This is a genomic window from Rhizobium yanglingense, assembly GCF_977109285.1.
Genome location: NZ_CDSAWY010000004.1, coordinates 378,870 through 404,114, shown reverse-complemented (window position 1 = coordinate 404,114; position 25,245 = coordinate 378,870). Strand labels below are relative to the sequence as shown.

General features: G+C 61.1%; 18 protein-coding genes and 12 pseudogenes. 19 read left to right on the top strand and 11 right to left on the bottom strand.

Annotated features, from left to right (window positions below; genetic code table 11):
- Nucleotides 1-2: 2 nt before the first annotated feature.
- The 3 genes and pseudogenes from mobB to ACW4PC_RS06905 form a co-directional block, all read right to left on the bottom strand.
- Nucleotides 3-570: pseudogene (gene mobB, locus ACW4PC_RS06915) on the bottom strand (molybdopterin-guanine dinucleotide biosynthesis protein B).
- A gap of 3 nt (nucleotides 571-573) precedes the next feature.
- A pseudogene (mobA, locus tag ACW4PC_RS06910) lies at nucleotides 574-1,198 on the bottom strand (molybdenum cofactor guanylyltransferase MobA); the annotation flags it as partial.
- 8 nt (nucleotides 1,199-1,206) lie between these two features.
- A complete protein-coding gene (locus ACW4PC_RS06905; RefSeq protein WP_455873272.1) occupies nucleotides 1,207-2,115 on the bottom strand; it encodes a DMT family transporter in 909 nt (302 codons plus the stop codon).
- Nucleotides 2,116-2,541: 426 nt separating this feature from the next.
- Between ACW4PC_RS06905 and ACW4PC_RS06900 the strand changes: the two genes are divergently transcribed.
- Together ACW4PC_RS06900 and ACW4PC_RS06895 are read left to right on the top strand one after the other, a co-directional pair.
- The gene (locus ACW4PC_RS06900) at nucleotides 2,542-3,312 is read left to right on the top strand and encodes an SDR family oxidoreductase (protein WP_455873271.1); all 771 of its coding nucleotides are present in this window, start codon (nucleotides 2,542-2,544) and stop codon (nucleotides 3,310-3,312) included.
- Between the two features lie 83 nt (nucleotides 3,313-3,395).
- Entirely contained in the window at nucleotides 3,396-3,599 is a 204-nt protein-coding gene (locus ACW4PC_RS06895) for a CsbD family protein (RefSeq protein WP_455873626.1), read from the top strand.
- Nucleotides 3,600-3,862: 263 nt separating this feature from the next.
- Here ACW4PC_RS06895 and moaA read toward each other — a convergent pair.
- Nucleotides 3,863-4,958 (bottom strand): annotated as a pseudogene (moaA, locus tag ACW4PC_RS06890) (GTP 3',8-cyclase MoaA); the annotation flags it as partial.
- Between the two features lie 116 nt (nucleotides 4,959-5,074).
- Here moaA and ACW4PC_RS06885 point away from each other — a divergent pair.
- Together ACW4PC_RS06885 and ACW4PC_RS06880 are read left to right on the top strand one after the other, a co-directional pair.
- A pseudogene (locus ACW4PC_RS06885) lies at nucleotides 5,075-5,453 on the top strand (gamma-butyrobetaine hydroxylase-like domain-containing protein).
- Between the two features lie 24 nt (nucleotides 5,454-5,477).
- Nucleotides 5,478-6,701: pseudogene (locus ACW4PC_RS06880) on the top strand (low temperature requirement protein A).
- 2 nt (nucleotides 6,702-6,703) lie between these two features.
- On the opposite strand, the gene ACW4PC_RS06875 reads toward ACW4PC_RS06880, so the two are convergent.
- Complete coding sequence (locus ACW4PC_RS06875) at nucleotides 6,704-7,171, bottom strand: MarR family winged helix-turn-helix transcriptional regulator (RefSeq protein WP_455873270.1); 468 nt, start codon at nucleotides 7,169-7,171, stop codon at nucleotides 6,704-6,706.
- Between the two features lie 45 nt (nucleotides 7,172-7,216).
- Between ACW4PC_RS06875 and ACW4PC_RS06870 the strand changes: the two are divergent.
- From ACW4PC_RS06870 to ACW4PC_RS06860, 3 genes and pseudogenes are all read left to right on the top strand, one after another.
- Nucleotides 7,217-8,185, top strand: a pseudogene (locus ACW4PC_RS06870) (alpha/beta hydrolase).
- Between the two features lie 158 nt (nucleotides 8,186-8,343).
- Nucleotides 8,344-8,613: a pyridoxamine 5'-phosphate oxidase family protein gene (locus tag ACW4PC_RS06865; protein WP_455873269.1), complete on the top strand. Its 270-nt coding sequence runs from the start codon at nucleotides 8,344-8,346 to the stop codon at nucleotides 8,611-8,613.
- Nucleotides 8,603-8,827, top strand: coding sequence for a hypothetical protein (locus ACW4PC_RS06860; RefSeq protein ID WP_455873268.1), 225 nt, complete (start codon nucleotides 8,603-8,605; stop codon nucleotides 8,825-8,827). The genes ACW4PC_RS06865 and ACW4PC_RS06860 overlap by 11 nt, the downstream gene beginning before the upstream one ends.
- Before the next feature lie 24 nt (nucleotides 8,828-8,851).
- On the opposite strand, the pseudogene ACW4PC_RS06855 reads toward ACW4PC_RS06860, so the two are convergent.
- A pseudogene (locus ACW4PC_RS06855) lies at nucleotides 8,852-9,931 on the bottom strand (GGDEF domain-containing protein).
- Nucleotides 9,932-10,279: 348 nt separating this feature from the next.
- On the opposite strand from ACW4PC_RS06855, the gene ACW4PC_RS06850 reads away from it, so the two are divergent.
- On the top strand, nucleotides 10,280-10,504 hold the full coding sequence (locus ACW4PC_RS06850) for a hypothetical protein (RefSeq protein ID WP_455873267.1): 225 nt from the start codon (nucleotides 10,280-10,282) through the stop codon (nucleotides 10,502-10,504).
- A 6-nt stretch (nucleotides 10,505-10,510) separates the two neighbouring features.
- Here the strand turns inward: ACW4PC_RS06850 and ACW4PC_RS06845 are convergent.
- Nucleotides 10,511-12,146: pseudogene (locus ACW4PC_RS06845) on the bottom strand (fumarate hydratase).
- Between the two features lie 219 nt (nucleotides 12,147-12,365).
- On the opposite strand from ACW4PC_RS06845, the gene ACW4PC_RS06840 reads away from it, so the two are divergent.
- A complete protein-coding gene (locus tag ACW4PC_RS06840; protein ID WP_455873266.1) occupies nucleotides 12,366-12,563 on the top strand; it encodes a hypothetical protein in 198 nt (65 codons plus the stop codon).
- Between the two features lie 44 nt (nucleotides 12,564-12,607).
- On the opposite strand, the gene ACW4PC_RS06835 is transcribed toward ACW4PC_RS06840, so the two are convergent.
- Both ACW4PC_RS06835 and fumC read right to left on the bottom strand, forming a co-directional pair.
- Nucleotides 12,608-12,748 carry a hypothetical protein gene (locus tag ACW4PC_RS06835; protein WP_455873265.1) on the bottom strand — a complete coding sequence of 47 codons (141 nt, stop codon included), beginning with the start codon at nucleotides 12,746-12,748 and terminating at the stop codon, nucleotides 12,608-12,610.
- 123 nt (nucleotides 12,749-12,871) lie between these two features.
- A pseudogene (gene fumC / locus ACW4PC_RS06830) lies at nucleotides 12,872-14,279 on the bottom strand (class II fumarate hydratase).
- 901 nt (nucleotides 14,280-15,180) lie between these two features.
- Between fumC and ACW4PC_RS06825 the strand changes: the two are divergent.
- From ACW4PC_RS06825 to gor, 8 genes and pseudogenes are all read left to right on the top strand, one after another.
- Nucleotides 15,181-15,393 carry a hypothetical protein gene (locus ACW4PC_RS06825; protein ID WP_455873264.1) on the top strand — a complete coding sequence of 71 codons (213 nt, stop codon included), beginning with the start codon at nucleotides 15,181-15,183 and terminating at the stop codon, nucleotides 15,391-15,393.
- Nucleotides 15,390-15,572: a hypothetical protein gene (locus tag ACW4PC_RS06820; RefSeq protein WP_455873263.1), complete on the top strand. Its 183-nt coding sequence runs from the start codon at nucleotides 15,390-15,392 to the stop codon at nucleotides 15,570-15,572. Before ACW4PC_RS06825 ends, ACW4PC_RS06820 begins: the two co-directional genes overlap by 4 nt.
- Before the next feature lie 231 nt (nucleotides 15,573-15,803).
- Nucleotides 15,804-15,965 (top strand): hypothetical protein, encoded by a 162-nt coding sequence (locus ACW4PC_RS06815; RefSeq protein ID WP_455873262.1) that lies wholly within the window; start codon nucleotides 15,804-15,806, stop codon nucleotides 15,963-15,965.
- Between the two features lie 39 nt (nucleotides 15,966-16,004).
- On the top strand, nucleotides 16,005-16,697 hold the full coding sequence (locus ACW4PC_RS06810; RefSeq protein ID WP_455873625.1) for a L,D-transpeptidase family protein: 693 nt from the start codon (nucleotides 16,005-16,007) through the stop codon (nucleotides 16,695-16,697).
- 439 nt (nucleotides 16,698-17,136) lie between these two features.
- The gene (locus ACW4PC_RS06805) at nucleotides 17,137-17,283 is read left to right on the top strand and encodes a hypothetical protein (protein WP_455873261.1); all 147 of its coding nucleotides are present in this window, start codon (nucleotides 17,137-17,139) and stop codon (nucleotides 17,281-17,283) included.
- A 596-nt stretch (nucleotides 17,284-17,879) separates the two neighbouring features.
- Nucleotides 17,880-18,587: pseudogene (rpiA, locus tag ACW4PC_RS06800) on the top strand (ribose 5-phosphate isomerase A).
- A 17-nt stretch (nucleotides 18,588-18,604) separates the two neighbouring features.
- On the top strand, nucleotides 18,605-19,180 hold the full coding sequence (locus ACW4PC_RS06795) for a DUF2059 domain-containing protein (RefSeq protein WP_455873260.1): 576 nt from the start codon (nucleotides 18,605-18,607) through the stop codon (nucleotides 19,178-19,180).
- Nucleotides 19,181-19,308: 128 nt separating this feature from the next.
- A pseudogene (gene gor / locus ACW4PC_RS06790) lies at nucleotides 19,309-20,697 on the top strand (glutathione-disulfide reductase).
- A gap of 28 nt (nucleotides 20,698-20,725) precedes the next feature.
- Here the strand turns inward: gor and ACW4PC_RS06785 are convergent.
- Nucleotides 20,726-22,054 carry a TadE/TadG family type IV pilus assembly protein gene (locus ACW4PC_RS06785; RefSeq protein WP_455873259.1) on the bottom strand — a complete coding sequence of 443 codons (1,329 nt, stop codon included), beginning with the start codon at nucleotides 22,052-22,054 and terminating at the stop codon, nucleotides 20,726-20,728.
- A gap of 306 nt (nucleotides 22,055-22,360) precedes the next feature.
- Between ACW4PC_RS06785 and ACW4PC_RS06780 the strand changes: the two are divergent.
- Together ACW4PC_RS06780 and ACW4PC_RS06775 are read left to right on the top strand one after the other, a co-directional pair.
- A pseudogene (locus tag ACW4PC_RS06780) lies at nucleotides 22,361-23,742 on the top strand (class II 3-deoxy-7-phosphoheptulonate synthase).
- A 192-nt stretch (nucleotides 23,743-23,934) separates the two neighbouring features.
- On the top strand, nucleotides 23,935-24,330 hold the full coding sequence (locus ACW4PC_RS06775; protein ID WP_455873258.1) for a GFA family protein: 396 nt from the start codon (nucleotides 23,935-23,937) through the stop codon (nucleotides 24,328-24,330).
- On the opposite strand, the gene ACW4PC_RS06770 is transcribed toward ACW4PC_RS06775, so the two are convergent.
- Entirely contained in the window at nucleotides 24,327-24,860 is a 534-nt protein-coding gene (locus ACW4PC_RS06770; protein WP_455873257.1) for a DUF1003 domain-containing protein, read from the bottom strand. The genes ACW4PC_RS06775 and ACW4PC_RS06770 overlap by 4 nt on opposite strands.
- Nucleotides 24,861-25,245: the final 385 nt, after the last annotated feature.

Sequence of the window (25,245 nt, the reverse complement as noted above, 5' to 3'; positions counted from 1 at the left end):
AATCAGCTCGAGGAGAAAATGCCGTCGCTCGCGCGGCGGCTTTTTCTGTATTTGCAAGCCGGAGAAAGTCCGATCTTGGCGGCGATGAAATCGGCGATCTTGGTCGTGTCGTCGAGATTGAAGACCGGCAGATCCGTGTCCGTGATGGGATGGTCGGCGGCGATGGCGCAGATATGCGGATCGGTCGGTGCCAGCGGATCGCGCCTGGCCGCTTCCAGGCGGCGGGCTTCGATCTTCGGGATCGGTTCGCGCTTGTAGCCTTCGATCAGTACCAGGTCGCAGGGAGCGAGGCGTGCGAGGATTTCCTCGAAGGCCGGTTCGGGGGCGCCGCGCAACTCATGCATGATGGCATAACGGGTGCCGGAGACGATCGTCACCTCATGCGCGCCGGCCTGCCGGTGGCGGTAGCTGTCGGCGCCGACCTTGTCGATATCGAAATCGTGGTGGGCGTGCTTGATCGTCGAGATGCGGTAGCCGCGGCGGGTGAACTCCTCGACGAGACGTACGGCAAGGCCCGTCTTGCCCGAATTCTTTCCAGCCGGCGATTCCGAATATGCGTGGTCCGGTCATGACGAGCACCTGCAGCCAGCGCTCGGCTTCCACCAAGTCGTCGGGCGTGTTGATGTTGAAGAATGGGTCGAGCAGGCTGGCGCGCGTCGGATGCAGCGGGAAGGCAACTTCCGCAACGTTATGCCGTAACAGGAAGTCGCGCACGCGCCGGCTTTTCGTCCGTTGCGATCCAGCCGGCGAGTTCGTCCCCAAGCGAAACCGGCCAAAGGCCGAAGACGGGATGAGGGCGGCCTTCGGAGGTTGCGATCGCGATCTTTGCCGGGGAATCGATTACGGCGGCGAAATCGGCGACAAGCTCTGCCGGGAAGAAGGGACTGTCGATCGAAACGGTCACGACATGGCTGACGCCCGGAAGCGTGGCCGCATGCGCCATTGCGGCATGGATGCCGGCCATCGGTCCTGCTTTGCCGGGGACGATATCCGGAATGAAGCGCAGGCCGCATTGCGGCTCGCTGTCGGCATTCACCGCAATTGTAGAGACCTGCGGGGCCAGCCGCGCGATGGCATGATCGAGCAGTGAGCGGCCGCCGAGCATGACGGAGGCTTTGTCCTGCCCCATGCGCGTCGAGCGGCCGCCGGCGAGGATGACGCCAGGAATATTGGTGGTCTGCAGGGAAAAATCGGCCATGGCGGTTCTCAGACGGGGCTTCTGGGCTCGGATTCCTGCGCCATCGGCGGCACGCGGCGTTTGGCCTCGCGATAGAAAGTATAAAGGCCGGACGCGATGACAACCGCAGCTCCGCAGAGCGTCCAGAAATCGGGCACCTCGGCGAAGAAGAAGACGCCGAGAAGTGCGGAGAAAATCAGGCTCGTATAGCGGAAGGGCGCGACGAAGGAGACTTCGCCGGTGCGCATCGCGAGGATGACGCATTGATAGCCGATCAGCACCAGGACGGAAGCGAGCAGCAGGTGCGAAAGCGAAGTGAGGCTGACGGGCTGCCAGCCGCCGAGCGCCGGCATGAGGAGCGCGCCGAAGAAGGCGACCGACATCGCGGTGATGACGGTCACCATTAACGAGGGGATTTCGGGATCGATGGAGCGGGTTGCAAGATCGCGCCCCGCCGTCACCAGGACGCTGGCGACGCAGAGAAGGGCTGCGGGCGTGAAGCCTTCGGGACCGGGGCGGATGATGATCATGACGCCGAGGAGGCCCACCAGGATTGCCGACCAGCGCCGCCAGCCGACTGGCTCGCGGAAAAAGAGTGCTGCTCCGAAGGTCACGACGAGCGGCAGGGACTGCAGGATGGCCGAGGCATTGGCGATCGGCATCATGCCCAGCGCCGTGATGTAGAAGACCGCGGCAAGCACTTCGCAGATGACGCGCAGGATGATAATCGGCTTCAGCACGATGCGCCAGGAGCGGAGCGCCCCTAGATGGCGGGCGATCAGATAGACGAGAATGCTGGTGAAGACGCCGCGGATAAAGATGATTTCGCCAGCGTTCATATAGCTGATGACCGACTTGGAGAGGGCGTCGCTAGAGGAAAAGCCGGCCATGGCCAAGCTCATGAAGATTGCGCCCTGGGTATTGCGAGACCGCGGCATGAAAAGAGATTCCGATTTTCGTGCCGTCCCTTTAGAGGGGATGGCGCATCAAGGGAATCGAATGAAAGTCACATCCAAAATAAATCGATTGCGCGGTGCACAATAAGCGGCGCCAATACCGAGTTTGGTGGCCGGGACTATGCTCAAGCCACGGTTTTCAAAGGCAAATCTTTTTTGTTGCGTGGCGTGTTGGAGTATTGGCCACGCAGAGCCGCCGCATTGTCGCGAAGTCCTTCTGTTCGACATGTGCCGGAGAGCGAGGTGATCTCTGGCTCCATAAGATCGGCACCGGCAGAATTGGAACCCGCCCTCGACCGTCCGTGTTATTTTGTTTTCTTCAAGCAGGGCAGGAAACGGGTGGCTGCAGCCGCACGGTTTTGCGATCTGAGTGCCGAACTTAATCTTCAGCAATGAACGGAGTGCGGCATGAACAGCCTGAATGGAAAGATCGCAATTGTCAGTGGCGCCAGCGCCGGTATCGGCCGCGCCGCGGCCAAACTCTTTGCCGCCGAGGGGGCGAAACTCGTCGTCACGGCACGGCGTGAGGCAGAATTGGAAATGCTCGTCGAGGAGATCGAGGCCGACGGCGGAGAGGCGGTTGCCGTTGCAGGCGAGATACGCGACGAGGGACTGCATCGATCGCTCGTGGAAACGGCGTCAAGGCGTTTCGGGGGGCTCGACATCGCCTTCAATAATGCGGGCGGCACCGGCGCCTATGGCTCGCTTGCCGATATCTCGCTCGGCGATTGGCGCGATACCGTCGACCTCAACCTGACAAGCGGATTTCTTGCCGCCAAGCATCAGGCGCCGGCGATGGTTGAGCGCGGCGGCGGATCGATCATTTTTACCTCGACCTTTGTCGGCCATACGGTCGGCATGCCCGGCATGGGCGCTTATGCGGCGGCAAAGGCGGGGCTAATGGGGCTCGTGCAGGTGCTAGCGGTTGAATTGGGGCCGAAGAAAGTGCGCGTGAACGCACTGCTTCCAGGCGGCGTCGACACACAGGCAAATCCGATCAACTTCCCGGACGCCACGGCGGAGACGATCGCCTTCGTCAAAGGCTTGCACGCGCTAAAGCGGGTCGCCCAGCCGGAAGAGATCGCCAAGGTGGCGCTTTTCCTGGGCTCGGATATGGCGAGCTTCGTCACCGGTTCGACAATGCTCGCCGACGGCGGCGTTTCGATCAATCGCACATAACGTCTCCCTGTCCAAAAATTTGAACAAATCCGGGCTGTTGGCGTTTTCCATTCATGTCCAGTTAAAGAGGAGAAGGAAGATGGATTTGGAATCGTGTCGAAGGGAACTGGAAGCAGATGAAGGGTAAGATCAAGGAACAGTGGGGCAAGCTCACTGACGACGATCTCGACCAGATTGCGGGCCGCCGCGAGCAGCTTGAAGGCAAGCTTCAGGAGCGCTACGGCATTGCCAAGGATCGCATCCATCGCGAGGTCGACGACTGGTATGAGCGCCAGACCTGGCATTGAGCATGAGCCCGGTTCCCGCCGGGCTTCCTCCAGAAAGAAGACACATCATGCCGGAAGATGTTCCAAATTCCACTGAACCGCCGCGTGGTCCCACACCCACACCGGATGCGCCCGAACGCGTTCAGGAAAAGCCGCCGTTAAAACCGAGTCGCACCACCTCTTCGGACGACAAGAATCCCCAACGAGCCGTCGCCCCTCGATCCGGCACTGTTGCCGATCGGCGATCCCGCGGCGCTGCTTGAGGCACTCAAGTGGAAGCGCTCACCCTCGCCAAGATCCACGCCGGCGGAAACTGCCGGGCGATTATGGCGGCGGTCAATAATGAAGTCATGGCCCTTCGGTTTGCGGCCGATAGCTTCGTCAATAGCGTTGCTTAGGAGCTCGTTGCCTTCTGATGCCCGCAAGGGAGCACGCAAATCTGCTGCATCCTCCTGGCCGAGGCACATATAAAGTGTCCCGGTACAAGTCAGGCGAACACGATTGCAGCTTTCGCAGAAATTATGCGTCATCGGCGTGATGAAGCCGAGACGACCACCCGTTTCCGCAATTTCGACATAACGGGCAGGGCCACCCGTCTTGTAAGGAATATCGTTCAGCGTGAATTCTTCCCGCAGCCTTGTTCTGAGCAGCGACAAGGGAAGATATTGGTCCGTTCGGTCGAGATCAATTTCGCCCATTGGCATGGTTTCGATAAGTGTCAAGTCCATGCCGCGGCCATGGGCCCAGCGCAGCATGTCCGGAATCTCGAGCTCGGTTGAAATCCTTGAGCGCGACCGCATTCAGCTTGACCTTCGATGCCGGCGTCCTGCGCCGCGTCGATGCCCTCCATCACCTCGGCCAAGATCGCCCCAGCGGGTGATGGCCTTGCGGAACTTTGTCGGCGTCGAGCGAAGCACGAGCGAGACGTTGATGCGGCGCACGCCGCAAGGTCCGCCGAGCTCCTCCGCATGGCCGCGCGAGCTGGGAGCCGTTGGTCGTCAGCGTCAGCTCCTCCGAGGCCGGAGCCTGATCCGCAAATGTCGCGAGATCTCGCGGACGAGGATGCATGATGTTCTTGCGCACCAGCGGCTCGCCGCCCGTCAGCCTTCGGCACCCCTCGCGCACGCCCTTGGCGATGAAGGCCGTGCACAGAGCCGGTCCAGCTCTTCCAGCGTCAGAAGGTCCTTCTTCGGCAGGAATGTCATGTGTTCCGCCATGCAGTAGGTGCAGCGGAAATCGCAGCGGTCCGTGACCGACGACGCGCAGAGTAAAGCGACCGCCCGCCCGAAAGGGGTCGATCATCGGGGCTGCATCTGCCACTAGAGGCGATGCGCTTGCTATCGAACCAACGTTGCTGTTCACCAAAACCTCCGTCGTCATGGTAATGTGGACAGATGTGGCTGCACCGTCAAGGGAAAGGCGGGGGACGCACGGTAAATTGAGCTTGCCTCGAAATGCTCGATTGCCTACTGCTCTGTGACAATTGGAGGGGAGCGATGAGCGATATCTGGCCGACTGAACTGCGTGTCTCGAAGGACCGGCAGCGTCTGACCGTGACCTTCAACGACGGCCAGAACAAGTTTGATCTTCTGCCGAAATGTTACGTGTGCTTTCGCCCTCGGCAGAAGTACAGGGCCATGGGCCGGGGCAGAAGTTGACGGTTCCCGGCAAGCGCAACGTCTCAATCATCTCGATGACGCCGACCGGCAATTATGCCGTGCGCATCGGCTTCGACGACATGCACGATACGGGCATCTTCACCTGGATCTGATCCTGCGCGAGCTCGGCGAGCGTGGCGAGGAGCTTTTTGCGCAATACGAGAAGGAACTCGGCGAGAAGGGCATGAGCCGCGACGTCGCGGAAAAGCCGCGCTGAGCGATCAACAGCCATAAAGGGAAAATGGCGGAAACCAGGAAGAACTGGTTGCGTTCGAAGGGAAGTCCGGCCGACAGCAAGGTCAGCTTTCTCAGCTCTTCTTCGATCTGGTGTTCGTCTTTTCCATTTCTCAGCTTTCCCACGCACTGGCGGCCCACTACGCGCCGCTCGGCGCCGCCGAAGCGGCGCTGATGACCTTCGCCGTCTGGTGGGTCTGGGTCTTCTACCGCCTGGGTGACGAACTGGCTCGATCCGGACAAGATGCCGGTGCGCGGCATGCTCGTGGCGCTGATGCTGCTCGGGCTGGCTGTGCTGTCGGCCTCCATCCCCGAGGCTTTCGGCGACAAGGGGCTGCTGTTTGCCTGCTGCCTACGTGGCTGATGCAGGTCGGGCGCTCGCTCTTTGCGCTCTCTAACCCAGGACTGACGCGACGCCGGCCGCGCCGAACTACGCTGAACTTCGTCCGCATCACCGCCTGGCTCGCGGCAGCCGGCGTCTTCTGGATCGCCGGCGGGCTGCTCGAGCATGACGGCCCGGCTGATCGCCATGGGTTGATCGCGTCCTGCGATCCAATATGCCGGGTCCGGCCGCGGGCTTCTGCCGTGCCGGGGCTCGGCCAGTTCCACGGCGCGCGGACTGGGACGTATCCGGCGCCCACATGGCGGAGCGCTGCGCGCTCTTCGTCATCATCTGCCTCGGCGAAGCGATCCTCGTGTCCGGCCGCACCTTTGCGGAGCTGCCGTTCTCCGGTCCTGACCACCGCCGTCTTCGTCACGCGCTTTCGTCGGCACCGTCGCCATGTGGTGGCTCTACTTCCGCTTCGGCCATCGGGCGCGCCGCCCACCGCATCGAGCATGACGAGACGCCGGGCCGCCTTGGCGCGGCAGGCCTTCACCTATGCGCATATCCCGATTCTCGCCGGCATCATCGTCCATGCGGTCGCCGTCGAGTTCATGTTCTCGCATCCCCACGACAGCCGGCGATCTCGGCGTCGCTGGCGGCGGTCCTCGGCGGCTCCGGCCTGTTCCTGATCGGCAATCTCTGGTTCAAGGGCGCGACCGAGCGGGCGGAGCGCCGCTCTCTGCATCTCGCCGGCCTGGTGCTGCTCGATCCTGCTGGCCTTCCTGTCGCGCCGGTGCATCGAGGTCTATGCTGATGGGCATTCTGGCGACGCTGGTGCTGATCGTCGTTGCCGCTTGGGAATACCGCTCGCTTGCCGGTACGGGGGCGGCGGCGACGCTGCATTGACATCAATCCTCGTCGCGCAGATCCTGCTGCAGCACGCCGATGATGCGTTCCATCGAGCTTGCCATGGCCATGCACTGCTCGATCGGCTCGGGGGACAGCACCCGCTCGATCAGGTTGGTCTGGATCACCATGGCGCGCTCGGTGACGCTGCGGCCCTCGGGTGTCAGGTAGAGCCGCAGCACGCGCTTGTCCTTGTCGTCGCCGCGGCGCTCAATCAGGCCGCGTTTTTCCATCTGTGGCAGCAGCATGCTCATATTGGAGCGGCCGACGAGGAGCTTGCGGGCAAGCTCCTGCTGCGAGATGCCCTCGAAGCGATAAAGATTGATCAGAATATCGAGATGCGGGGTCTTGATATCGAGCTCTGCCAGCGAGCGGCCCAAGGATTGCTGCATCAACTGGCAGGCGCGGGCGACGGCGATCCAGCTGCGAAAACGCGGATGATCCCAAGGAAGGGATTGATTTTTGTTCATCGTTGTACTTTATTGTTCAGTGTTGAACATTATTGGATTCCCACTATGCCAAACTTTGCACTCAAGGTCACCCGCCTCCTGCGGATTTTCGCTGTTGCAGGCGGTTTCACCGCGTCTTGCGGGCAAGACGGCATTCCGGCTGTTCTGCCTGACGCCGTCCGCAAAGCCAAAGGGCGCAAAGGCCAGAGCGGCGCATGCGGCCGGCCGGGTTTTCCTGCAATCGGCGGAGCGAATTGAGTTTCGCCTTGCGGGTGGGCGGCGGGCGCATGCCTACCGGATCAGCGGCGGTGCTGCCGGCAGGCGGCAGCGTTACCTTGTGACGCACGGCTGGGGATCGAGCATGGAATACATGACCGATCTGATCGGTGCGCTTGCCGCAAGCGGAGCGGAGGTGATCGGCGTCGATTTTCCGGGCCACGGGCGCGCAGGCGGACGCTTCCTGCATATGGGGCTTGCCGTAGAGACGATCGCCGCAGCCGAGGCGCGGTTTGGGCCATTCGACGCGACAGTCGGCCATTCCTTCGGCGGCGCGGCCCTGATGGTTTCGGCCGCCGGCCTGCTACCTGGAAATCGAAGCGCTGTCGGCCGGAAAGATGTCACAATCGGCTCGCCGAGCGAGATGAAATGGCTGTTTGCCGGCTTCGGCAGGATGGTCGGCCTCGATAGGGCGGCACAGGCGGCGCTTGAGGGTGAGGTGCATCGGCTGACCGGCCGGAGACGGAGGATTTCGATGCGGGGAGGCGGCTGCAACGGCGCTACTGATCCCGTGATCCACGCGGAAGACGACAAGGAAGTCAGCGCGAACGATGCGCGGCGCTACGCCGCCTCGGCAGGAGCGTGCGGCTTCTGGGCCAACGGCTCTCCGGCCACCGGCGGATCGTCAGCGCCGAGCCGGTACTTGCGGAGATCCAGCGTTTCCTTGCCGATGATCCCATCAAAAAAGATGCTGAGATCATTCCGCTTTTTGAGCTTCCGGGCAAACGGCGTCATTGTAGCGTCATTTCGGGCGGCTAGTGGGCGGTCTTTGAAACGTGGCAGGACGATCATGAAAGTCATCAGGACGGTTGAGGAACTCGGCAAATCTATGCGGGAGGCCTGACGCAGGCGTCCGTTGCCAAGGTGACCAGGGTGCTGACGCCGCTCTATCGCCAGATGATCGAGCTTCGCCCTTCATGGCGCTGGCGACCGTCGGGCCGGAAGGGCTCGACTGCTCGCCGCGCGGCGACATCGGCGGTGTCGTGCGGGTGATCGACGAAAAGACGCTGCATCTGCCCGACTGGCGCGGCAACAACCGCGTTGATTCGCTTTCAAATATCGTGCGCGATCCGCGCCTTGCGCTCATGTTTCCTAGTGCCGGGTTCGAACACGACGATGCGCATCAACGGCCGCGGGGTGGTGTCGAACGACGAGGCGCTGCTCGAAACTTTCGAGATGGATGGTAGGCATCCGCGCACCATCGTGGTGATCACCATCGACGAGGTCTATTTCCAGTGCGCCCGCGCGCTTATGCGAGCGCAGCTTTGGAACCCGGAGAACTTTGCCGATCCTGCGAAACTGCCGACGCCCGGCCTGATGCTCAAGGCGGCGGCGGAAGATTTCGATCACGAAACCTACGACCGGGAGTGGGCGGACCGTGCGGCAAAGACGATGTGGTAGGTAGCCGTCACCGAATGGTGACTGTTACGACTTGTAGATCAGCCAGCTCTTGCTGAGTCTTTCTGCATGCCATCCTGGTAGAGGATGCAGCAGTTGCGCCCGGCATTCTTTGCTCCGTAGAGAGCGATGTCGGTCTTGTAGTAAAGCTCGCCCGGATCATCGGCGTTCGATGCCATGCAGACACCCATGGAGACGGTCACGGGGCCATAATTCACGCGGGTGCGGGAATTCTTGAACGGAGTGGCCTCGAGCGTGCGGCGGATGCGCTCCGCCATGCTCATCACTTCCTCCGGCGTATTGCCGTCGACGATGGTCAGCGCGAACTCCTCGCCCCACCGGTGCGGGCGACGAAGATATCGCGGCGGACATTGGCACGGATAACGGAGGCGACGGTCGCGAGGATCTTGTCGCCGACCGGATGGCCGTAAGTGTCGTTGATCTTCTTGAAATTGTCGATATCGGCGAGTACCAGCGCGGTAATGGGCTTCAGTGTCGGATTGTCGAAGACGGCGGCGAGGCGATCGTCGAAGGCCCGGCGGTTGGAAAGGCGCGTCAGCGAGTCGGTATTGGCTATGCGCTTGTATTCATCGAGTTCCTTGCGGACCCGGTCCATCTCCTGCGAACGCTGGGCGACGTTCTCGACAGTCCTTTCGCCATGCGCCATCGTATCGCCGGTCGCCTCGGTGAGAATAGTGATGGCGTTTTCGATGAGTTCGACGCTGGCGGCACTCTTGGAATTGATGCGCTTGTAGGTTTCGCCGAGCAGCTTGTTGTAGCTTTCAGAGCGAGGTCTCCTCCTCGGCGCAGGACGCGCAGGAGCCCTTCGAGCTCGGCGGCGATGCGCGTGTGCGCGTCGTCGAAGAAATCCTCGGGCGGGCGAATGGGTGAAGTGCTGCGCGCCGAGCGCGTCGAGTTCTTCCTGGGTCGTCTGACTGCCAAGGGCAGCAAGGTCGCGCGTCAAGGCGGGGTTGGAGCCGATATAGGCCTCATAGAAGAGCTCGTAATTGCGCGGGATTGGCGCGACCCCCATCGAGCGCATGGCATAGGTGATCTGACCTGCCACGTCGGGGAAACCTGCGCCTTTGGCGCTGCAGCCGCAGTCATTCGGCATACTCCTCAATGAGATTTCGAAGGCAATCTTCTATTGACTAGCTTAAATTCGTTGGGAAAGGATTAAAGGCATATATACTAAAGATTAGATGTGAGTATTCTGCTCCCCCGGCGATGAAATACTAGGCAATGGAAATCAGGCGAAAACCTGAAGTCTTTCTCACATTTTGGCGCATTTTGCTGCGAAAAACCCCCAAATTACGCGGGCATTTCGGACGATTGTCTTTGATCGTCTTCGATTTGTTGACAGTTGGTGTCGAAAATTTGCTCTTTTGTAAACGGTGGACGAGGCGCACATTCCTTCTCAATGGACCTCGAGGGTCCTACGGAAGGCATGAGATTATGGAAACCTCTCGTCATACGTCCCCGCTCATTCTTGCGGCCGCCATCGTCGCCGGCTCGGCATTGTTGCTGCCCGACAGCGGCTTCTTCGACGGCGCGTTCCGCACCGATATCCTCGCCAGCGTAAGGGCCGAAGAATCGCTGGGCGCTGCCGATTTTCAGGCTTTAGATCGCCTGGCCAGCACCCAGCAGATCGATCCGCGCAAGACCGCCGTGGTTCATTGATGGCACTCAGCCGAGATTGAGCTCCTGGAAGAAGTCGTTGCCTTTGTCGTCGATGACGATGAAGGCCGGGAAATCCACGACCTCGATCCTCCAGACGGCCTCCATGCCGAGTTCCGGATATTCCAGGACGTCGACCTTCTTGATGCAATCCTGCGCCAGGCGGGCGGCCGGACCGCCGATAGAGCCGAGGTAGAAGCCGCCATGCGCCTTGCAGGCTTCGCGCACGGCGCGGGAACGATTGCCCTTGGCAAGCATCACCATCGAGCCGCCGAAGGACTGGAACTGGTCGACATAGCTGTCCATGCGGCCGGCGGTGGTCGGGCCGAAGGAGCCCGAGGCGTAGCCGGCTGGCGTCTTTGCCGGACCGGCATAATAAACCGGGTGGTTCTTCATGTAGTCCGGCATGCCTTCACCCTTTTCGAGGCGTTCGCGGATTTTCGCATGGGCAAGGTCGCGCGCGACGATGATCGTTCCCGTCAGCGACAGGCGGGTCTTGACCGGATGTCTCGTCAATTCGGCAAGGATGTTGGCCATCGACTGGTTGAGGTCGATGCGGACCATCGAATTCCGACAGCTTCGTCTCGTCGATTTCCGGCATATACTTGGACGGATCGGTTTCCAGCTGTTCGACGAAAATGCCCTCGCGGGTGATCCTGCCCTTGGCCTGACGATCGGCGGAACAGGAGACGCCGAGGCCGATCGGCAGCGATGCGCCGTGGCGGGGCAGGCGGATGACGCGCACGTCGTGGCAGAAATATTTGCCGCCGAACTGGGCGCCGACGCCCATTTGCTGCGTCAGATTGTGGATTTCCCTTTCCATCTCGATATCGCGGAAGGCGTGGCCGCTCTCGGAGCCTTCCGTCGGCAGGCCGTCGAGGTAACGTGTCGAGGCGAGCTTGACGGTCTTGAGGTTCATTTCGGCCGAGGTGCCGCCGATGACGATCGCCAGATGGTAGGGGGGGCAGGCTGCCGTCCCCAGCGTCAGGATCTTTTCCTTGAGGAAGTCGATCATGCGGTCATGCGTCAGAAGCGACGGCGTGCCCTGATAGAGGAAGGTCTTGTTGGCCGAACCGCCGCCCTTGGCGACGAAGAGGAAATCGTAGGAATCCGTGCCTTCCTCATAAATGTCGATCTGGGCGGGCAGGTTGTTCTTGGTGTTTTTCTCCTCGAACATCTTGAGAGGCGCGAGCTGCGAATAGCGCAGGTTCTTCTTCTCGTAGGCGTCCATCACGCCCTCTGCGAGCGCTGTGTAATCGCCGCCTTCGGTCCACACCCGGCGGCCCTTCTTGCCCATGATGATAGCAGTACCGGTGTCCTGGCACATGGGCAGGATGCCGCTTGCGGCGATATTGGCGTTCTTCAGAAGGTCGTAGGCGACGAAACGGTCGTTTTCGGTTGCTTCCGGATCGTCGAGGATGGCGGCAAGTTGCTTCAGGTGGCCGGGCCGCAGCAAATGGTTGATGTCGGCAAAGGCAGTTTCGGCAAGCAGCCGCATGCCCTCTGGTTCTACCGTCAGGATCTCTTGTCCCCTGAAGCTGTCGACAGAGACGTGGTCGCTGCTGATCTTGCGGTAAGGGGTGGTGTCCTTGCCGAGCGGGAAGAGATCGTCAGCCATCGAAGTGACCTTTCTTGAGATTGGCATCGCACAGTTTGGAACCGATCTAAATCGGGCGAACGGCAAATGCAATCGTCAAGCAGGCATCGTTGCCCCCATCGAATGACGACCACAGCGGCATGATTATTCGGCGTTCATGCATGATCAGTTGTGATTATACGGGCTTTAAACCGGACTTCAGCGAGCCCAGATATCAGTAAGCGGACCGGGCAGAACGCCGAACAGGTCGAGCAAAGAGATACGACGATGCAAATGTCTCAGCATCATCATTTTTTGTCGTTAACGATGGCTCTCGTCATCGTCAGCAGCGCTGCAATCGCCTTCAGCAAAGGGAGCGGTTATCTAACCGGCGCCTTCCAAACTGAAATCCTTGCAAGGCTTAATCCTGCCGAGGTTTTTTATGCCGGTTCCTTGAAGGGGCCGGAGGTTCCGGCAGCACAGTAGAAATCCGCCCGGCCCGCAGCCGGGCCAAATCCTGACAGATCAGATTAGAACGCACGCTGGGGGCGGGAGAAGCCCTGCACGAAGTCGATGTCGTCGGCGGCTTCGTGATCACGGCTGACGCAGGTGGCGGTCAGCTTCGTCGAAAGGTTGTCGACGATCTGGCAATCGAGCGTAACACCGATCACACGGCGAAAGGCTCGCGATCGACCTCTGCGAGCCTTTTGTTTTCGGTCAGCCGGTTTCAGGGCGACCGCCCATCAGCTTTCGCCTGCCGGACAGGTTTGGGAGGCGGACGAGATCGCGCCGGTTTATTTCGGGCCGATCATCTGCTCGGGGCGGACGATCTCGTCGAACTGTTCAGATGGTGACGTAGCCCGCTTGCCGACGTGCTTCTTCGCTTCAACGTCGTGCCGTTCTTGTGCGCCGTCTTGGCGATCTTGGCGGCGTTGTCGTAGCCGATCTTCGGGGCAAGCGCGGTCACCAGCATCAGCGAGCGGTCGAGCGCCGCCTTGATGTTGTCTTCGCGGGCCTCGATGCCGACGACGCAATTGTCGGTGAAGGAGACAGCCGCATCGCCGAGCAAGCTGGACCGACTGCAGGAAGTTGTAGGCCATCAGCGGGTTGATAGACGTTGAGCTCGAAATGGCCCTGGCTGCCGGCGAAGGTGAGCGCGGCGTGGTTGCCGAACACCTGGGCGCAGACCTGCGTCAGCGCCTCGCACTGGGTCGGGTTGACCTTGCCCGGCATGATCGACGAGCCCGGCTCGTTTTCCGGCAGCGTACAGCTCGCCGAGGCCGGAGCGCGGGCCGGAGCCGAGCAGGCGGATGTCGTTGGCGATCTTGAACAGGGCGGCTGCTGCGGCGTTGATCGCGCCGTGGCTGAAGACCATGCGAATCGTGCGCGGCAAGCGCCTCGAACTTGTTCGGCGCGGTGACGAACGGCAATGCCGGTGATCTTGGCGATCTCGTCCGCGACCTTTTCGGCAAAGCCGACTGGGCGCGTTGAGCCCGGTGCCGACGGCGGTGCCGCCCTGCGCCAGTTCGCAAAGGCCGGGCAGCGTCATCTCGATGCGCTTGATCGCGGAGCGCGACCTGTGCGGCATAGCCGGAGAATTCCTGGCCGAGCGTCAGCGGCGTTGCGTCCTGGGTATGCGTGCGGCCGATCTTGATGATGTGGTCGAACGCCTTCGACCTTGGCTATCGAGCGCCGCATGCAGGTGCTTCAGCGCCGGCAGCAGGTCGTGGACGACCCGCTCGGCGCAGGCGATGTGCATGGCCGTCGGGTAGGTGTCGTTCGACGACTGGCTCATGTTGACGTGGTCGTTCGGATGCACCGGCTTCTTCGAGCCCATGACGCCGCCGAGCATTTCGATCGCGCGGTTGGAGATCACCTCGTTGGCGTTCATGTTCGACTGCGTGCCCGAACCGGTCTGCCAGACCACGAGCGGGAAGTGGTCGTTGAGCTTGCCGTCGATGACTTCCTGAGCGGCGTTGACGATGGCGTTGCCGATTGTCGGATCGAGGCCGGCCGAGTTCCATGTTGGCGCGGGCGGCGGCCTGCTTGACGATGCCGAGCGCGCGGACGATCGACGAGCGGCTGCTTTTCCCAGCCGATCTTGAAATTGCCGAGGGAGCGCTGCGCCTGGGCGCCCCAATAGCGGTCGCTCGCCACTTCGATCGGGCCGAAGGTATCTGTTTCCGTGCGCGTCGATGTCATCGTGATCCCTGCCTTCGTCATGTCGGTCATCAAGCCGAAGCGCGGGTATGCCGTCGCATCGCGGCGGTCTTATAGCTCCGAATGCGGATTCTCTCTGGCAAGCAAAAGTGCCCGGTGCTTCGTGAAACGAGGTATGACAAGGGCGCGCCATGCTATTCAGTCGTTTGTACGGGGCACTCGGCTTCCTTCGTGGTCTTTTCAGTCGACATCCGCTTGCAACTTACCTTTATGGCCCGGATGGCTCGTTTGACCGCTGCGGCGATCGCGCGCAATTCGGTAAAGAAATTAACTCAATGAAATTCATAATTTTGTACGCACTCGCTCGTCCTGGCAATCGAGCGCTTTGACGGTGTTACACAAGTCATGCCGGTGCTTCGTGGCGCTCGGGAGGCGGTTTCCTTTTCATTCACCATCCTTTCTGATAAGTCCTAGAGCTACGATGACATGTTGAGAATCGGGCTTTAGCCGATGCCAGGCGACAACGCGATACGGGGACGTGGAAATCAGCATGACACATTTTTCAAGACGGCAGCGATCGTGCCGCTCACTGAGCAGCTGTTCGTTGCAGATCTTGCGGCGTGGCCGCGCCGGCGCAGGCTTATCACGTTGATGGACCTCATCCGCGGCGACAGCAGAGCGCCGACGCAGCAGATGCATCCGGTCCCGCCGCTGCCAGGCGGGCAGGTGTCAGCCGACAGAGGACCGGTCCACGCCGCTGCCGAAGGTCAGCGGTCCGCGCTACTATACCTACAAGGCCGAACGCGCTGCGCCGCGTCGATATCGGCCAAGCTTGCTCGATCCGATCGGTGACCGGCGCCGATCGCGTCAACGATGCGCTGAAGCCGGCCATGGCGCCGGTCGTCGCCGATACCCGCCAGTTCCTCGCCGAACGTGAAGGTTCGTGCACGACGTGAATGTCGCAAAGGCTCATCGAAGCCTATTACGGCACGCGTCCAAGAACCCCTTTGTCTGGATGACCGGCGCAGGGATCAACGACCGCGCCAAGGCGGCGATTGCCGTTTCCTTGCCGATGTCGGCTCAAGCGTCGGCCTCGATCCGACAGGACTACGCCGTTCAGATGCCTGCCGGCACGTTCGACCGCGGCCGATCATGATCGGCCGCCCGCGACACGTGCTCTTGTGCAGTTCGAGATCGCGCTTTCCGCGGCATGCGCTCGCCTATGTCCAGGATACGGTGCGCGGCCGCATCGATCCGAACAAGATTTCCGGCTATCACGATTTCAAGCGCAAGCAGGTCAACCTCGCTCCGGCTTCTGAAACTATGCGCGCATGAGCCCCGATGTCGCCGCCTATCTCAACCAGCCAGCACGCCGAACGGCCCGCAATTCGCTGCACTGAAGGAGGAACTCGCCAGCGCTCGAGGCCGAGTAGAGCTGGCGACGAGCGCGATCACGATCGCGCTCGGGTCACGCTGCTGAAGCCCGGGCGACAGCAATCGCCGGAGCTCGCCAATATCGTCGCAGGCCATCCGCAAGCAACGGCTCGGAGGCGCTGAAGGCGGAGCATGCGGCGACGCTCGCCGCCTATCAGCGGCGACTCCGGACTACTACGCCGGAGCTGGTTTCTGCTGGTCGAGGGCTTCCAGAAGGAAAACGGCCTGAAGCCGGACGGCGTCGTCGGCCAGGCGATCGTCCGCATCCTGACCGGCGGCGACACCAACGCATAGCAAGATCGACAAGCTCGCAGTCGCGATGGAACAGGCGCGCTGGCTGCCGGACGATCTCGGCTAGCCGCTACGTCTTCATCAACCAGCCGGCCTTTATGGCCTACTATCACGACGACAACGGCGCCGAACAGTTGTCGATGCGCGTCGTCGTCGGCTCAGAAGGCGAACCAGACCTATTTCTTCCAGGACGAGATCCAGACCGTCGAGTTCAATCCGTACTGGGGCGTGCCGCAGTCGATCATCATCAACGAGATGCTGCCGAAGCTGCGCAGCGACCCGAGTTATCTCGACCGCCTCGGCTATCAGGTGGAGATCGGCGGCCGTGCCGTTTCGTCTTCCAGCGTCAACTGGAACGGCTCGACCGCCGATGTTGCCGTGCGCCAGCCGCCGAGCAGCGACAATGCGCTTGGGCGAATTGAAGATCCTGTTCCCGAACAGCGCATGCGATCTACATGCACGACACGCCGTCGAAGAGCTTCTTCAAGCGCGACCATGCGGGCGCTGAGCCACGGCTGCGTGCGTCTTGCCGATCCGCGCCGCGATGGCAGCGGCCGTGCTCGGCACGAGCGTCGACGATGTGGCAATGCAGATCGCAGCTGGCCAGCAACAAGGCGGTCTCAGGTGCCGCAGAAGATTCCGGTCTACGTGGCCTATTTCACCGCCTGGCCGAACAAGGACGGCGTCGTCGAATATTTCGACGATGTCTATGACCGCGATGCCTATGTACGATGAACCGGCATTCGAGGCGACGACGAAGGCGCGGGACGCTCAGATCTGATTGTTTTCGATCCGGAATGGGGGCGGCGGTCTTCGGGATCGCCGCCAGCGCAAGTGCTCGTCTGACCCGGCCCCGGGTCGTTGACCGTGGTGCAAGCACCGTGTTCAAAGGCACTCATATTTGAGAGCACGCGCGAGGAAGCTCGAATAATTCGGCATCTATTGGGGCGCGCGGTCGAAATGAGTTTGCCGCGCGCTTGATCGGGAATTTCAGCGAGAAGCAGCCACCGCGTTCGACCGCGCAAAATCGCGAATGACGCTTTCGACGAGTTCGGGCGTCAGTTCGTCGATAATGCAGGATGATCCGGTCCGGGCGCAGGCGTTTCGACCGGCACGTCGGAATAGCCGAAGGGGACGGCGATCGACGGGACGTTGGCGTTTCTAGCGACGAGCGATGTCGTTGAGGCTGTCGCCGATCATCACGATGCTGCGCGCCAGTATGCCGCCGGCGCGTTCGATCGTGCCGAGTCAGGTGCTGCGCATCGGGTTTGCGGACCGGAAAGGTGTCGCCGCCGGTGATGGCGGCGAAATAGACCGGTGAGGTCGAGTCTTTCGCAGAAGCGTCAGCGCCAGCGATTCCAGCTTGTTGGTGCAGACGGCGAGCTTGTATCGCCGTTGGTTTTTAAAGCGATCCATGGCGGCGATCAGGCCGGGATATGGCTGTGTATCGACCGGGCATCGTATCGGTGTAATGGGCGATGAAGCGTTCTCAGCAAAGGCGGACAGCTCGGTCTCCGAAAGCGGCGTGGCCGCGCAGCGTGAAGGCGCGCTCGATCATCACCTTGGCGCCGTGGCCCACGAGATGGGTCAGGTCGGCATAGGTCACGGGCGCGAGACCGAGCTGCGGCGATCGTGAGGTTCAGGCTCTGCGACGAGATCGGCATGCGGTATCGAGCAGCGTGCCGTCGAGATCGAATGACGACAAGAGCATGGGGTCAAGGAAATTGCCTCTTGGCATGAAATCCGGTCTTCCCGGAGTAGGTGATGGGCATTGAAAAAGCAACGCCAAGACTATGGCCGTAACGCCGCAGCGCGATGCTTTCGCATTTCGGTTTCCTGCTATTATTTTGGCTTTCGTTTGCCATACGAGCCGTGTAAACAGCACATCCAACGACAAGCAACCGGAGTAGGCGGCGCATGGACGCCCGCGAAATGAAGATCAAGGCCGCCGAGGCGGCTCTTGACCCACGTCGAGAGATGGAATGCGCCTCGGGATCGGGACGGGAACGTACGGCAGAGGAGTTCGTTCGCCTGCTAGCGGAGAAGGTTGCCGGTGGCTTCAGGGTCGAGGGTGTTCCGACGTCGGAGCGCACGGCGCGGCTTTGCGTCGAGCTCGGCGTACCGCTGAAATCTCTCGACGAACTCCCGGAACTCGACCTGACGGTCGACGGCGCCGACGAAATCGATGCGAGCCTGCGCTTGGTCAAGGGCGGCGGCGGCGCGTTGCTGCGCGAAAAGATCGTCGCGGCGGCTTCAGACCGCGTGATCGTGATTGCCGACGAGAGCAAGCTGGTCGAGACGCTCGGCCGCGTTTCCGCTGCCGATCGAAGTCAATCCATTCGGTCTCGTTGCCACACGGATCGCGATCGAAAGGAACTGGCTGCGCAGGCTCGGTCTGTCCGGCGAGCCTGACACTGCGCCAATCCGGTGACGGAGCCTTCACGACGGACGGCGGCCACCTACATCCTCGACGCATCTTTTGGCCGCATTCCTGATGCAGACGCGCTTTCGAGCGAGCTGAATTCGATACCCGGCGTCGTTGAGCACGGGCTTTTTCTCAATATGGCGTCACTTGCGATCATCGCGGGTCCAGCGGGTGCGCGCACGCTGCAGGCGAACAGATAACAGGAGCACAGAAACTCATGAAGAAATTTGCAGGTCTTGGCCGTTTTGCCGCCGCGACGGTTATTCTCTCCGGCATCGCTTTCGGCTCAGCTGCGCAGGCGCAGGAAATTTCCGACGAGCAGTTGAAGGCCGCGCGTGCAGCCGTTGCCGCCATCGGCGCAACGGCGCAGTTCGACAATATCCTGCCCGGCCTCGCCGAACGCCTGAAGGCCGGCCTCATTCAGGATTCGCCGAACTACGAAGACGTGATCAGCGCCACGGTCGACGCGCAGGCTCTGGCGCTCGCACCGCGCCGCTCTGATCTTGAGAAGGAAGCCGCAACGAACTATGCAAAGGCATTCACGGTTGAAGAGCTGAAGGCCATCGCCGACTTCTACAACTCGGCGGTCGGCAAGAAGCTTCTGAAGGACGGCCCCATCGCATCGCGCGAGACGAACAGGGCAGCCGATATCTGGGCGCAGGGCATTGCCCGCGATCTCCAGAAGAATGCCAATACGGAACTCAGCAAGGTCATCAAGGTAGAGCCTGTGCCGGAAACTCCGCCGGCCGGCGACAAGCCGGCAGGTGCGCCTGCTCCTGCTGCAAAGCCCTGACACAGCTGATGTGATCGCGAGAGCCCGGCATCGTCCGGGCTTTTCGTTTTTGCAGGCACAGATATTATATCCATCGAACGCATTGCCTGCCGATTCCTAACGGAGCACGGCCGTCCTATCGGGGTTCTATGCGCTATGATTACGACCTCTTCGTCATCGGCGGCGGTTCGGGCGGCGTGAGAAGCGCGCGCGTTGCGGCGTCGCTCGGCAAGAAGGTCGCGATTGCAGAGGAATACCGCTACGGCGGCACCTGCGTCATCCGCGGCTGCGTGCCCAAGAAGCTGTTCGTCTATGCGTCGCAATATCACGGAGCATTTCGAGGATGCCGCCGGCTTCGGCTGGACGCGTCGGCGAAAGCTCTTTCGACTGGAAGACGCTGATCGCTGCCAAGGACGCCGAAATCGCGCGGCTGGAGGGGCTCTATCAGAAGGGACTTTCCGGCGCGAATGCGGAAATCCTCGAGACGCGCGCCGAGCTTGTCGATGCGCATACGATACGGCTGGTGAAGACCGGTGAGACCGTAACGGCTAAGACGCATCGTCATCGCCGACCGGCGGCCGGCCGAACCCGCATGCGGCACTTCCGGGGCACGAGCTTTGCATTTCCTCCAACGAGGCGTTCCATCTCGAAGACCTGCCGAAAACGATCGTGATTGCGGGAGGCGGCTATATTGCCGTGGAATTTGCCAATATCTTCCATGGACTGGGCGTCGAGACGACGCTGGTCTACCGCGGGGCGGAAATCCTCTCGCGCTTCGACCAGGATCTGCGCCGCGGCCTGCATGAGGCAATGGTTGCCAAGGGTATTCGCATTCTGTGCCGCGACACCCTGGAAACGGTGTCGAAGGGCGACGCAAGGGCTTGCCGTCGAGACCTTGAATAATGGCACGCTGAATGCCGGCGCCGGTGTTGCTCGCGCTCGGGCGCGATCCGAATACCGGCGGGCTTGGGCTTGAGGCGGCAGGTGTGAAAACGAACGAGCGCGGCGCGATCGTCGTCGACGAGTATTCGCGGACGAGCGCCGACAACATCTACGCGCTCGGCGATGTCACCGACAGGGTACAGCTCACGCCGGTCGCGATCCACGAAGCGATGTGCTTCATCGAGACGGAATACAAGAACAATCCGACGAAGCCGGATCACGAGTTAATCGCAACGGCTGTCTTCTCTCAGCCCGAGATCGGCACGGTCGGCCTTTCGGAAGAGGAGGCGGCGAAACGCTACAGGGAGCTCGAGGTCTACCGGGCGCAGTTCCGGCCGCTCAAGGCGACGCTGTCCGGCCGGTCCGAAAAGATGCTGATGAAGCTGATCGTCGATGCAGAAAGCCGCAAGGTCGTCGGCGCCCATATCCTCGGGCACGACGCCGGCGAGATGGCGCAAATCCTCGGGATCACGCTGAGGGCCGGATGCACCAAGGAGGATTTCGACCGCACCATGGCGGTGCACCCGACGGCGGCGGAAGAGCTGGTGACGATGTATGTGCCGAGCTATCGAATCCGGAATGGCGAGCGAGTTTGAGGCAGAGCCAATTGGCGGACTGCGGCTCTCAGCCGGTCAGCCGTGGCCTGTGAATGACCTTCAAGAAGAGGGCATTCATGGCGTCCGAAATGCCCTCCGTCGGCGTCACTTCGAAATAGAGGCCAGGGGAGGCGCATTCCTTCATCTTCTGCGGAATTTCGGACTGGAAAGGCGCGATCCAATCTCTATAGAAACCATTTTCGGGAAGCGGCAGATATGTCGTATATAGGATGGCGATCTTGACATTCTTGTCCTTGAGCTTTTGGCAGTAGCTCGTGTCGATCGGCTCCATGCAACGTTTGCCGCCATTAAGCCGCTTTGTGCAGGTAGTTGGCTTAATGCTATCTCCGACGCCATCGGCAACGAAGAACAGGATTTTCTCGCGATCCGTCTTGGTCATTCCGCTGCCGCCCGTGGGGATCTTCTTTTCGATTGAAGTTAGCACGTTGTCATAGCTTGTCTGGTTGTTGGGCGTGTTGTGGCTCGGAATGCTCATCAGCGTGATGTTCTTCGTCGCTTTACCGACTGCGGTGAGATCGTCAGTCAATTCCGAAACGGTGTAGAGATTGGCGTCAGATGACTTTTTGCCAAACGTGTAGGCGGCCATCTGATACTGTGCCGGCGCCACCTGCGATTTCTTGGCCGTCGTCATGAGAGCCTCGGTCGCCTTGGCGACGACATCGATGCGGATGGTCGCGCCGATGCTGCGGGCGAGATAGAAATAGCTTTCCTTATCCTCAACGCCGCTCTCCGAAACGATATGGCAGGCGAAGGCGCAATCCTTGTCCTTGCCCTCCTTGTTGCCATTCTTGGTCGCATTTCTCAAAAGTGCGACATCCTCTGGCGTCGCTCCGACGCCCATGGAGGGCGTGTTGTCGAGCAGGATGTAGAAATCCATGAACGAAGCGGTCTGATATTCCGCGGTCGCCGTGCCTGAAATTGCAATGCTGTTCTTGCCAAGAATTTGCATGAAAGCAGTCGGGACAGTGGCACTGAAGGTGACAGTCGAGCTCAGCTTGTTGGTCGTCTTTGCGACATCGATGTCGAGGTCGACGGGGATGTCCGAAAGTTCTCCGGACATCTGGGCGAAGAAGAGCTTTTGCGCATCGGCCTTGCCGAGCGAAATGCTGCCGTCGCCCGTCATCGCCATGGCCGCGGTCACGGCATCCGATTTTTCCGAGACCGAACCGACGGCCGCTGCGTCCGCCGCCGCATAGAGCTGGGTCCTGAGGCTGAGCGCGTGCGCAAAATCGACTGCCATGCCCGCCGCGCCGAGGACCGGCACGGCAAGCAATGCTGTCATTATTCCAAAGTTTCCCGAACGATCGCCCGCAAGGCGGCGCGCCAGCTTCTTCATACCATTCCCCAGGATCGGGCCGATCATCGGCGAAGACAAAGCGCGCTCTTCATGGCGTGCAGTTTCAGATTCGGGTTTGACACAAATTGCTGAATTACCCCCCAAAATTCATGGTATATGTAACGTAAACCGGAGGGCGGGATTGAAGGCGCATCAGAGGGTTTCCCTACAAGCGCGGCAGACTTCGCGACCCGCTCAGAACCTGTCGAACGGCGCTAGGCAAGCGGATGCTAAAGGTTTATAAGCCGCCGTTATTGTGGACGACAGGCGCCGGGCAGTGATCCCGGCGAGACAAAGGTGACTAAAATGGCAGAGACTTGGACCCCGAGCAGCTGGAGGCAAAAGCCGATCCAGCAGGTCCCGGATTATCCGGACCAGGCGGCGCTTTGGCGGCAACGGAAGCCCAGCTCGCGACCTATCCGCCGCTGGTCTTTGCGGGCGAGGCCCGCCGTTTGAAGAAGCAGCTTGCCAATGTCTCCGAAGGCAACGGCTTCCTGCTGCAGGGCGGCGATTGCGCCGAGAGCTTCGCCGAGCATGGCGCCGACACGATCCGCGACTTCTTCCGCGCCTTCCTGCAGATGGCCGTCGTGCTGACGTTCGGCGCACAGCTGCCGGTCGTCAAGGTGGGGCGCATTGCCGGCCAGTTCGCCAAGCCGCGCTCTTCCAACATCGAATCGCAGGACGGCGTCTCGCTGCCGAGCTACCGTGGCGACATCATCAACGGCATCGAATTCACCGAGGAAGCGCGCATTCCGAATCCGGAACGCCAGGTCATGGCTTACCGCCAGTCGGCCGCGACGCTGAACCTGCTGCGCGCCTTTGCGATGGGCGGTTATGCCAATCTCGAAAACGTGCACCAGTGGATGCTCGGCTTCGTCAAGGACAGCCCGCAGGCGCGAGCGCTACCGCAAGCTTGCCGACCGAATCTCCGAAACCATGGATTTCATGAAGGCGATCGGCATCACGTCCGAGAACCATCCGAGCCTGCGCGAGACCGACTTCTTCACCAGCCACGAGGCGCTGCTGCTCGGCTACGAAGCAGGCGCTGACGCGCGTCGATTCCACCTCCGGCGACTGGTACGCGACGTCCGGCCACATGATCTGGATCGGCGACCGCACGCGCCAGCCCGACCACGCGCATGTCGAATATTGCCGCGGCATCAAGAACCCGATCGGCCTGAAGTGCGGTCCGTCGCTGACAGGCTGACGACCTGATCGAGCTGATCGATCGTGCTGAACCCGGCAAACGAAGCCGGCCGCCTGACGCTGATCTGCCGTTTCGGCCACGACAAGGTTGCCGAGCACCTGCCGCGCCTCATCCGTGCGGTCGAGACGCGAAGGCCGCAAGGTCGTCTGGTCCTGCGATCCGATGCACGGCAACACGATCACGCTCAACAACTACAAGACCCGTCCGTTCGAGCGGATCCTGTCGGAAGTCGAAAGCTTCTTCCAGATCCACCGCGCCGAAGGCACGCATCCGGGCGGCATTCATATCGAGATGACCGGCAAGGACGTGACCGAATGCACAGGCGGTGCCCGCGCTGCTTTCGGCTGACGATCTCGCCGACCGTTACCACACCCATTGCGATCCGCGCCTCAATGCCGACCAGGCGCTGGAGCTGGCCTTCCTGCTCGCCGAGCGCATGAAGGGCGGCCGCGACGAGAAGCGCATGGTCGTCAACGGCTGATCCACCCGAAAGACTGAAATCGAGAGCCCGGCCCAGTGCCGGGCTTTTCTTATTGAACGTGCACCGATTGCTGGTCGTGGCATTTCAAGAAGCTCGGCATCAAAATTTCTGACGCTTGGCTTCAAGGAATTGGATTTGACGCAGCCCCAGGCAAGCGGCCAATCTCGCAGTTCATCGAGAACGGGGGTCCGAATGACGAAGGAATATACGGGCGGCTGCGCCTGTGGGGCGGTGACGTTTATAAGCAAGAGCAAGCCCGGTCCGGTCGTCGCATGTCATTGCTCGCAGTGCCGACGGCAGACGGGGCTCTACTACGCGTCTTGCGACGTCTCCCTTGATAGGCTGACGATCGAGGGCAAGAGCTCGATCCGCTGGTACCGGTCGAGCGAGACTGCTGAGCGCGGCTTCTGCGCAAACTGCGGCTCGGCGCTCTTCTGGCAGCGGAAGGGATCGCCAGAAGTTTCCGTGATGGCCGGCGCCTTCAACCTGCCGAGCGGGCTTTCCTTCGGCTATCATATCTACTGTGCCGACAAGGGCGATTTCTATGAGATCAACGATGGCGCGCCGCAATACGCCAAAGGTGTTTAAGCCCCTTTCGCGGCCAGTGAAGCGTTCAGGCGCCCGACCTCTTCGCGCAGTGCAGCGAGTTCGGTCACGACGTGCATGTCGATTTTCTGGTGCAGCGACAGGACCTCGAGCTCGGCCTTGAGATTTACTTCATAATCCTTGGCTGCTTCGAAGCGGTCGCGCTCGGTCTGCCGGTTCTGCGACATCATGATGATCGGCGCCTGGATTGCGGCGAGCATGGAGAGGATCAGGTTCAGGAAGACGAAGGGGTAGGGGTCGAAGGCGCGGGTCGCCAGGACGATCGTATTGATTGCCGCCCAGATCGCGAGGAAAGCGAGGAAGGCGATGATAAAGGACCAGGAGCCGCCGACCCTTGCGATACCGTCAGCGACGCGCGCTCCGAAAGTCGCCTCAGCGGCAAAGGCTTCGTTGACGTCGGTCGAGATGACCTTGCGTTCGTGTGTCCTCTTGAGGACGCGTTTTTCGATGTCGCCGAGTTCCTCGGTCGGCCTGTCGAAATGCAGGTGAACGAAATTCGAGATACTTTGCATGACTGGCTCCGATATCTGGCACCACGGGCGGAAGATCTGAATTCGTCAGCGATGGTGCTTCAGCTTGCGTCTTTGCCACCATCACCCGAATCCTCCAGGGATTGATAACATCAAGGCCAACTCCGTCGAAGTCGGTCATGTTGCGGGGGTTGCAAATGACGCCCCGCGTGAGATGGCAATGGCTGCGATCTGATCGTCGAAATGGCTGATCGGTCAGCCGGCTCGCGACGGTTCGTGGCAATGGTCGCATCGACATCTGATGCGTCCCGATCGAAGGCAGGACACGCCCGCCGATATCTTCGCTGAAAATCGGCACGATAGCGGCCTCGAGCTCCGGGCGGGCAGCGTTCCTCGGCAAGAAGGCGCAGCGCGTAGAGGATTTCGG

Excerpts from the sequence above, each read along its gene's own strand:
- ACW4PC_RS06775 (WP_455873258.1), top strand. The coding sequence starts at position 23,935 with ATGACGAAGGAATATACGGGCGGCTGCGCCTGTGGGGCGGTGACGTTT.
- ACW4PC_RS06785 (WP_455873259.1), bottom strand. The coding sequence starts at position 22,054 with ATGAAGAAGCTGGCGCGCCGCCTTGCGGGCGATCGTTCGGGAAACTTT.
- ACW4PC_RS06875 (WP_455873270.1), bottom strand. The coding sequence starts at position 7,171 with ATGAACAAAAATCAATCCCTTCCTTGGGATCATCCGCGTTTTCGCAGC.
- ACW4PC_RS06795 (WP_455873260.1), top strand. The coding sequence starts at position 18,605 with ATGAAGAAATTTGCAGGTCTTGGCCGTTTTGCCGCCGCGACGGTTATT.
- ACW4PC_RS06900 (WP_455873271.1), top strand. The coding sequence starts at position 2,542 with ATGAACAGCCTGAATGGAAAGATCGCAATTGTCAGTGGCGCCAGCGCC.
- ACW4PC_RS06850 (WP_455873267.1), top strand. The coding sequence starts at position 10,280 with ATGGAAACCTCTCGTCATACGTCCCCGCTCATTCTTGCGGCCGCCATC.
- ACW4PC_RS06805 (WP_455873261.1), top strand. The coding sequence starts at position 17,137 with ATGTCGTTGAGGCTGTCGCCGATCATCACGATGCTGCGCGCCAGTATG.
- ACW4PC_RS06770 (WP_455873257.1), bottom strand. The coding sequence starts at position 24,860 with ATGCAAAGTATCTCGAATTTCGTTCACCTGCATTTCGACAGGCCGACC.
- ACW4PC_RS06860 (WP_455873268.1), top strand. The coding sequence starts at position 8,603 with ATGGATGGTAGGCATCCGCGCACCATCGTGGTGATCACCATCGACGAG.
- ACW4PC_RS06905 (WP_455873272.1), bottom strand. The coding sequence starts at position 2,115 with ATGCCGCGGTCTCGCAATACCCAGGGCGCAATCTTCATGAGCTTGGCC.
- ACW4PC_RS06815 (WP_455873262.1), top strand. The coding sequence starts at position 15,804 with ATGCGGCGACGCTCGCCGCCTATCAGCGGCGACTCCGGACTACTACGC.
- ACW4PC_RS06840 (WP_455873266.1), top strand. The coding sequence starts at position 12,366 with ATGCAAATGTCTCAGCATCATCATTTTTTGTCGTTAACGATGGCTCTC.
- ACW4PC_RS06820 (WP_455873263.1), top strand. The coding sequence starts at position 15,390 with ATGATCGGCCGCCCGCGACACGTGCTCTTGTGCAGTTCGAGATCGCGC.
- ACW4PC_RS06865 (WP_455873269.1), top strand. The coding sequence starts at position 8,344 with ATGGCGCTGGCGACCGTCGGGCCGGAAGGGCTCGACTGCTCGCCGCGC.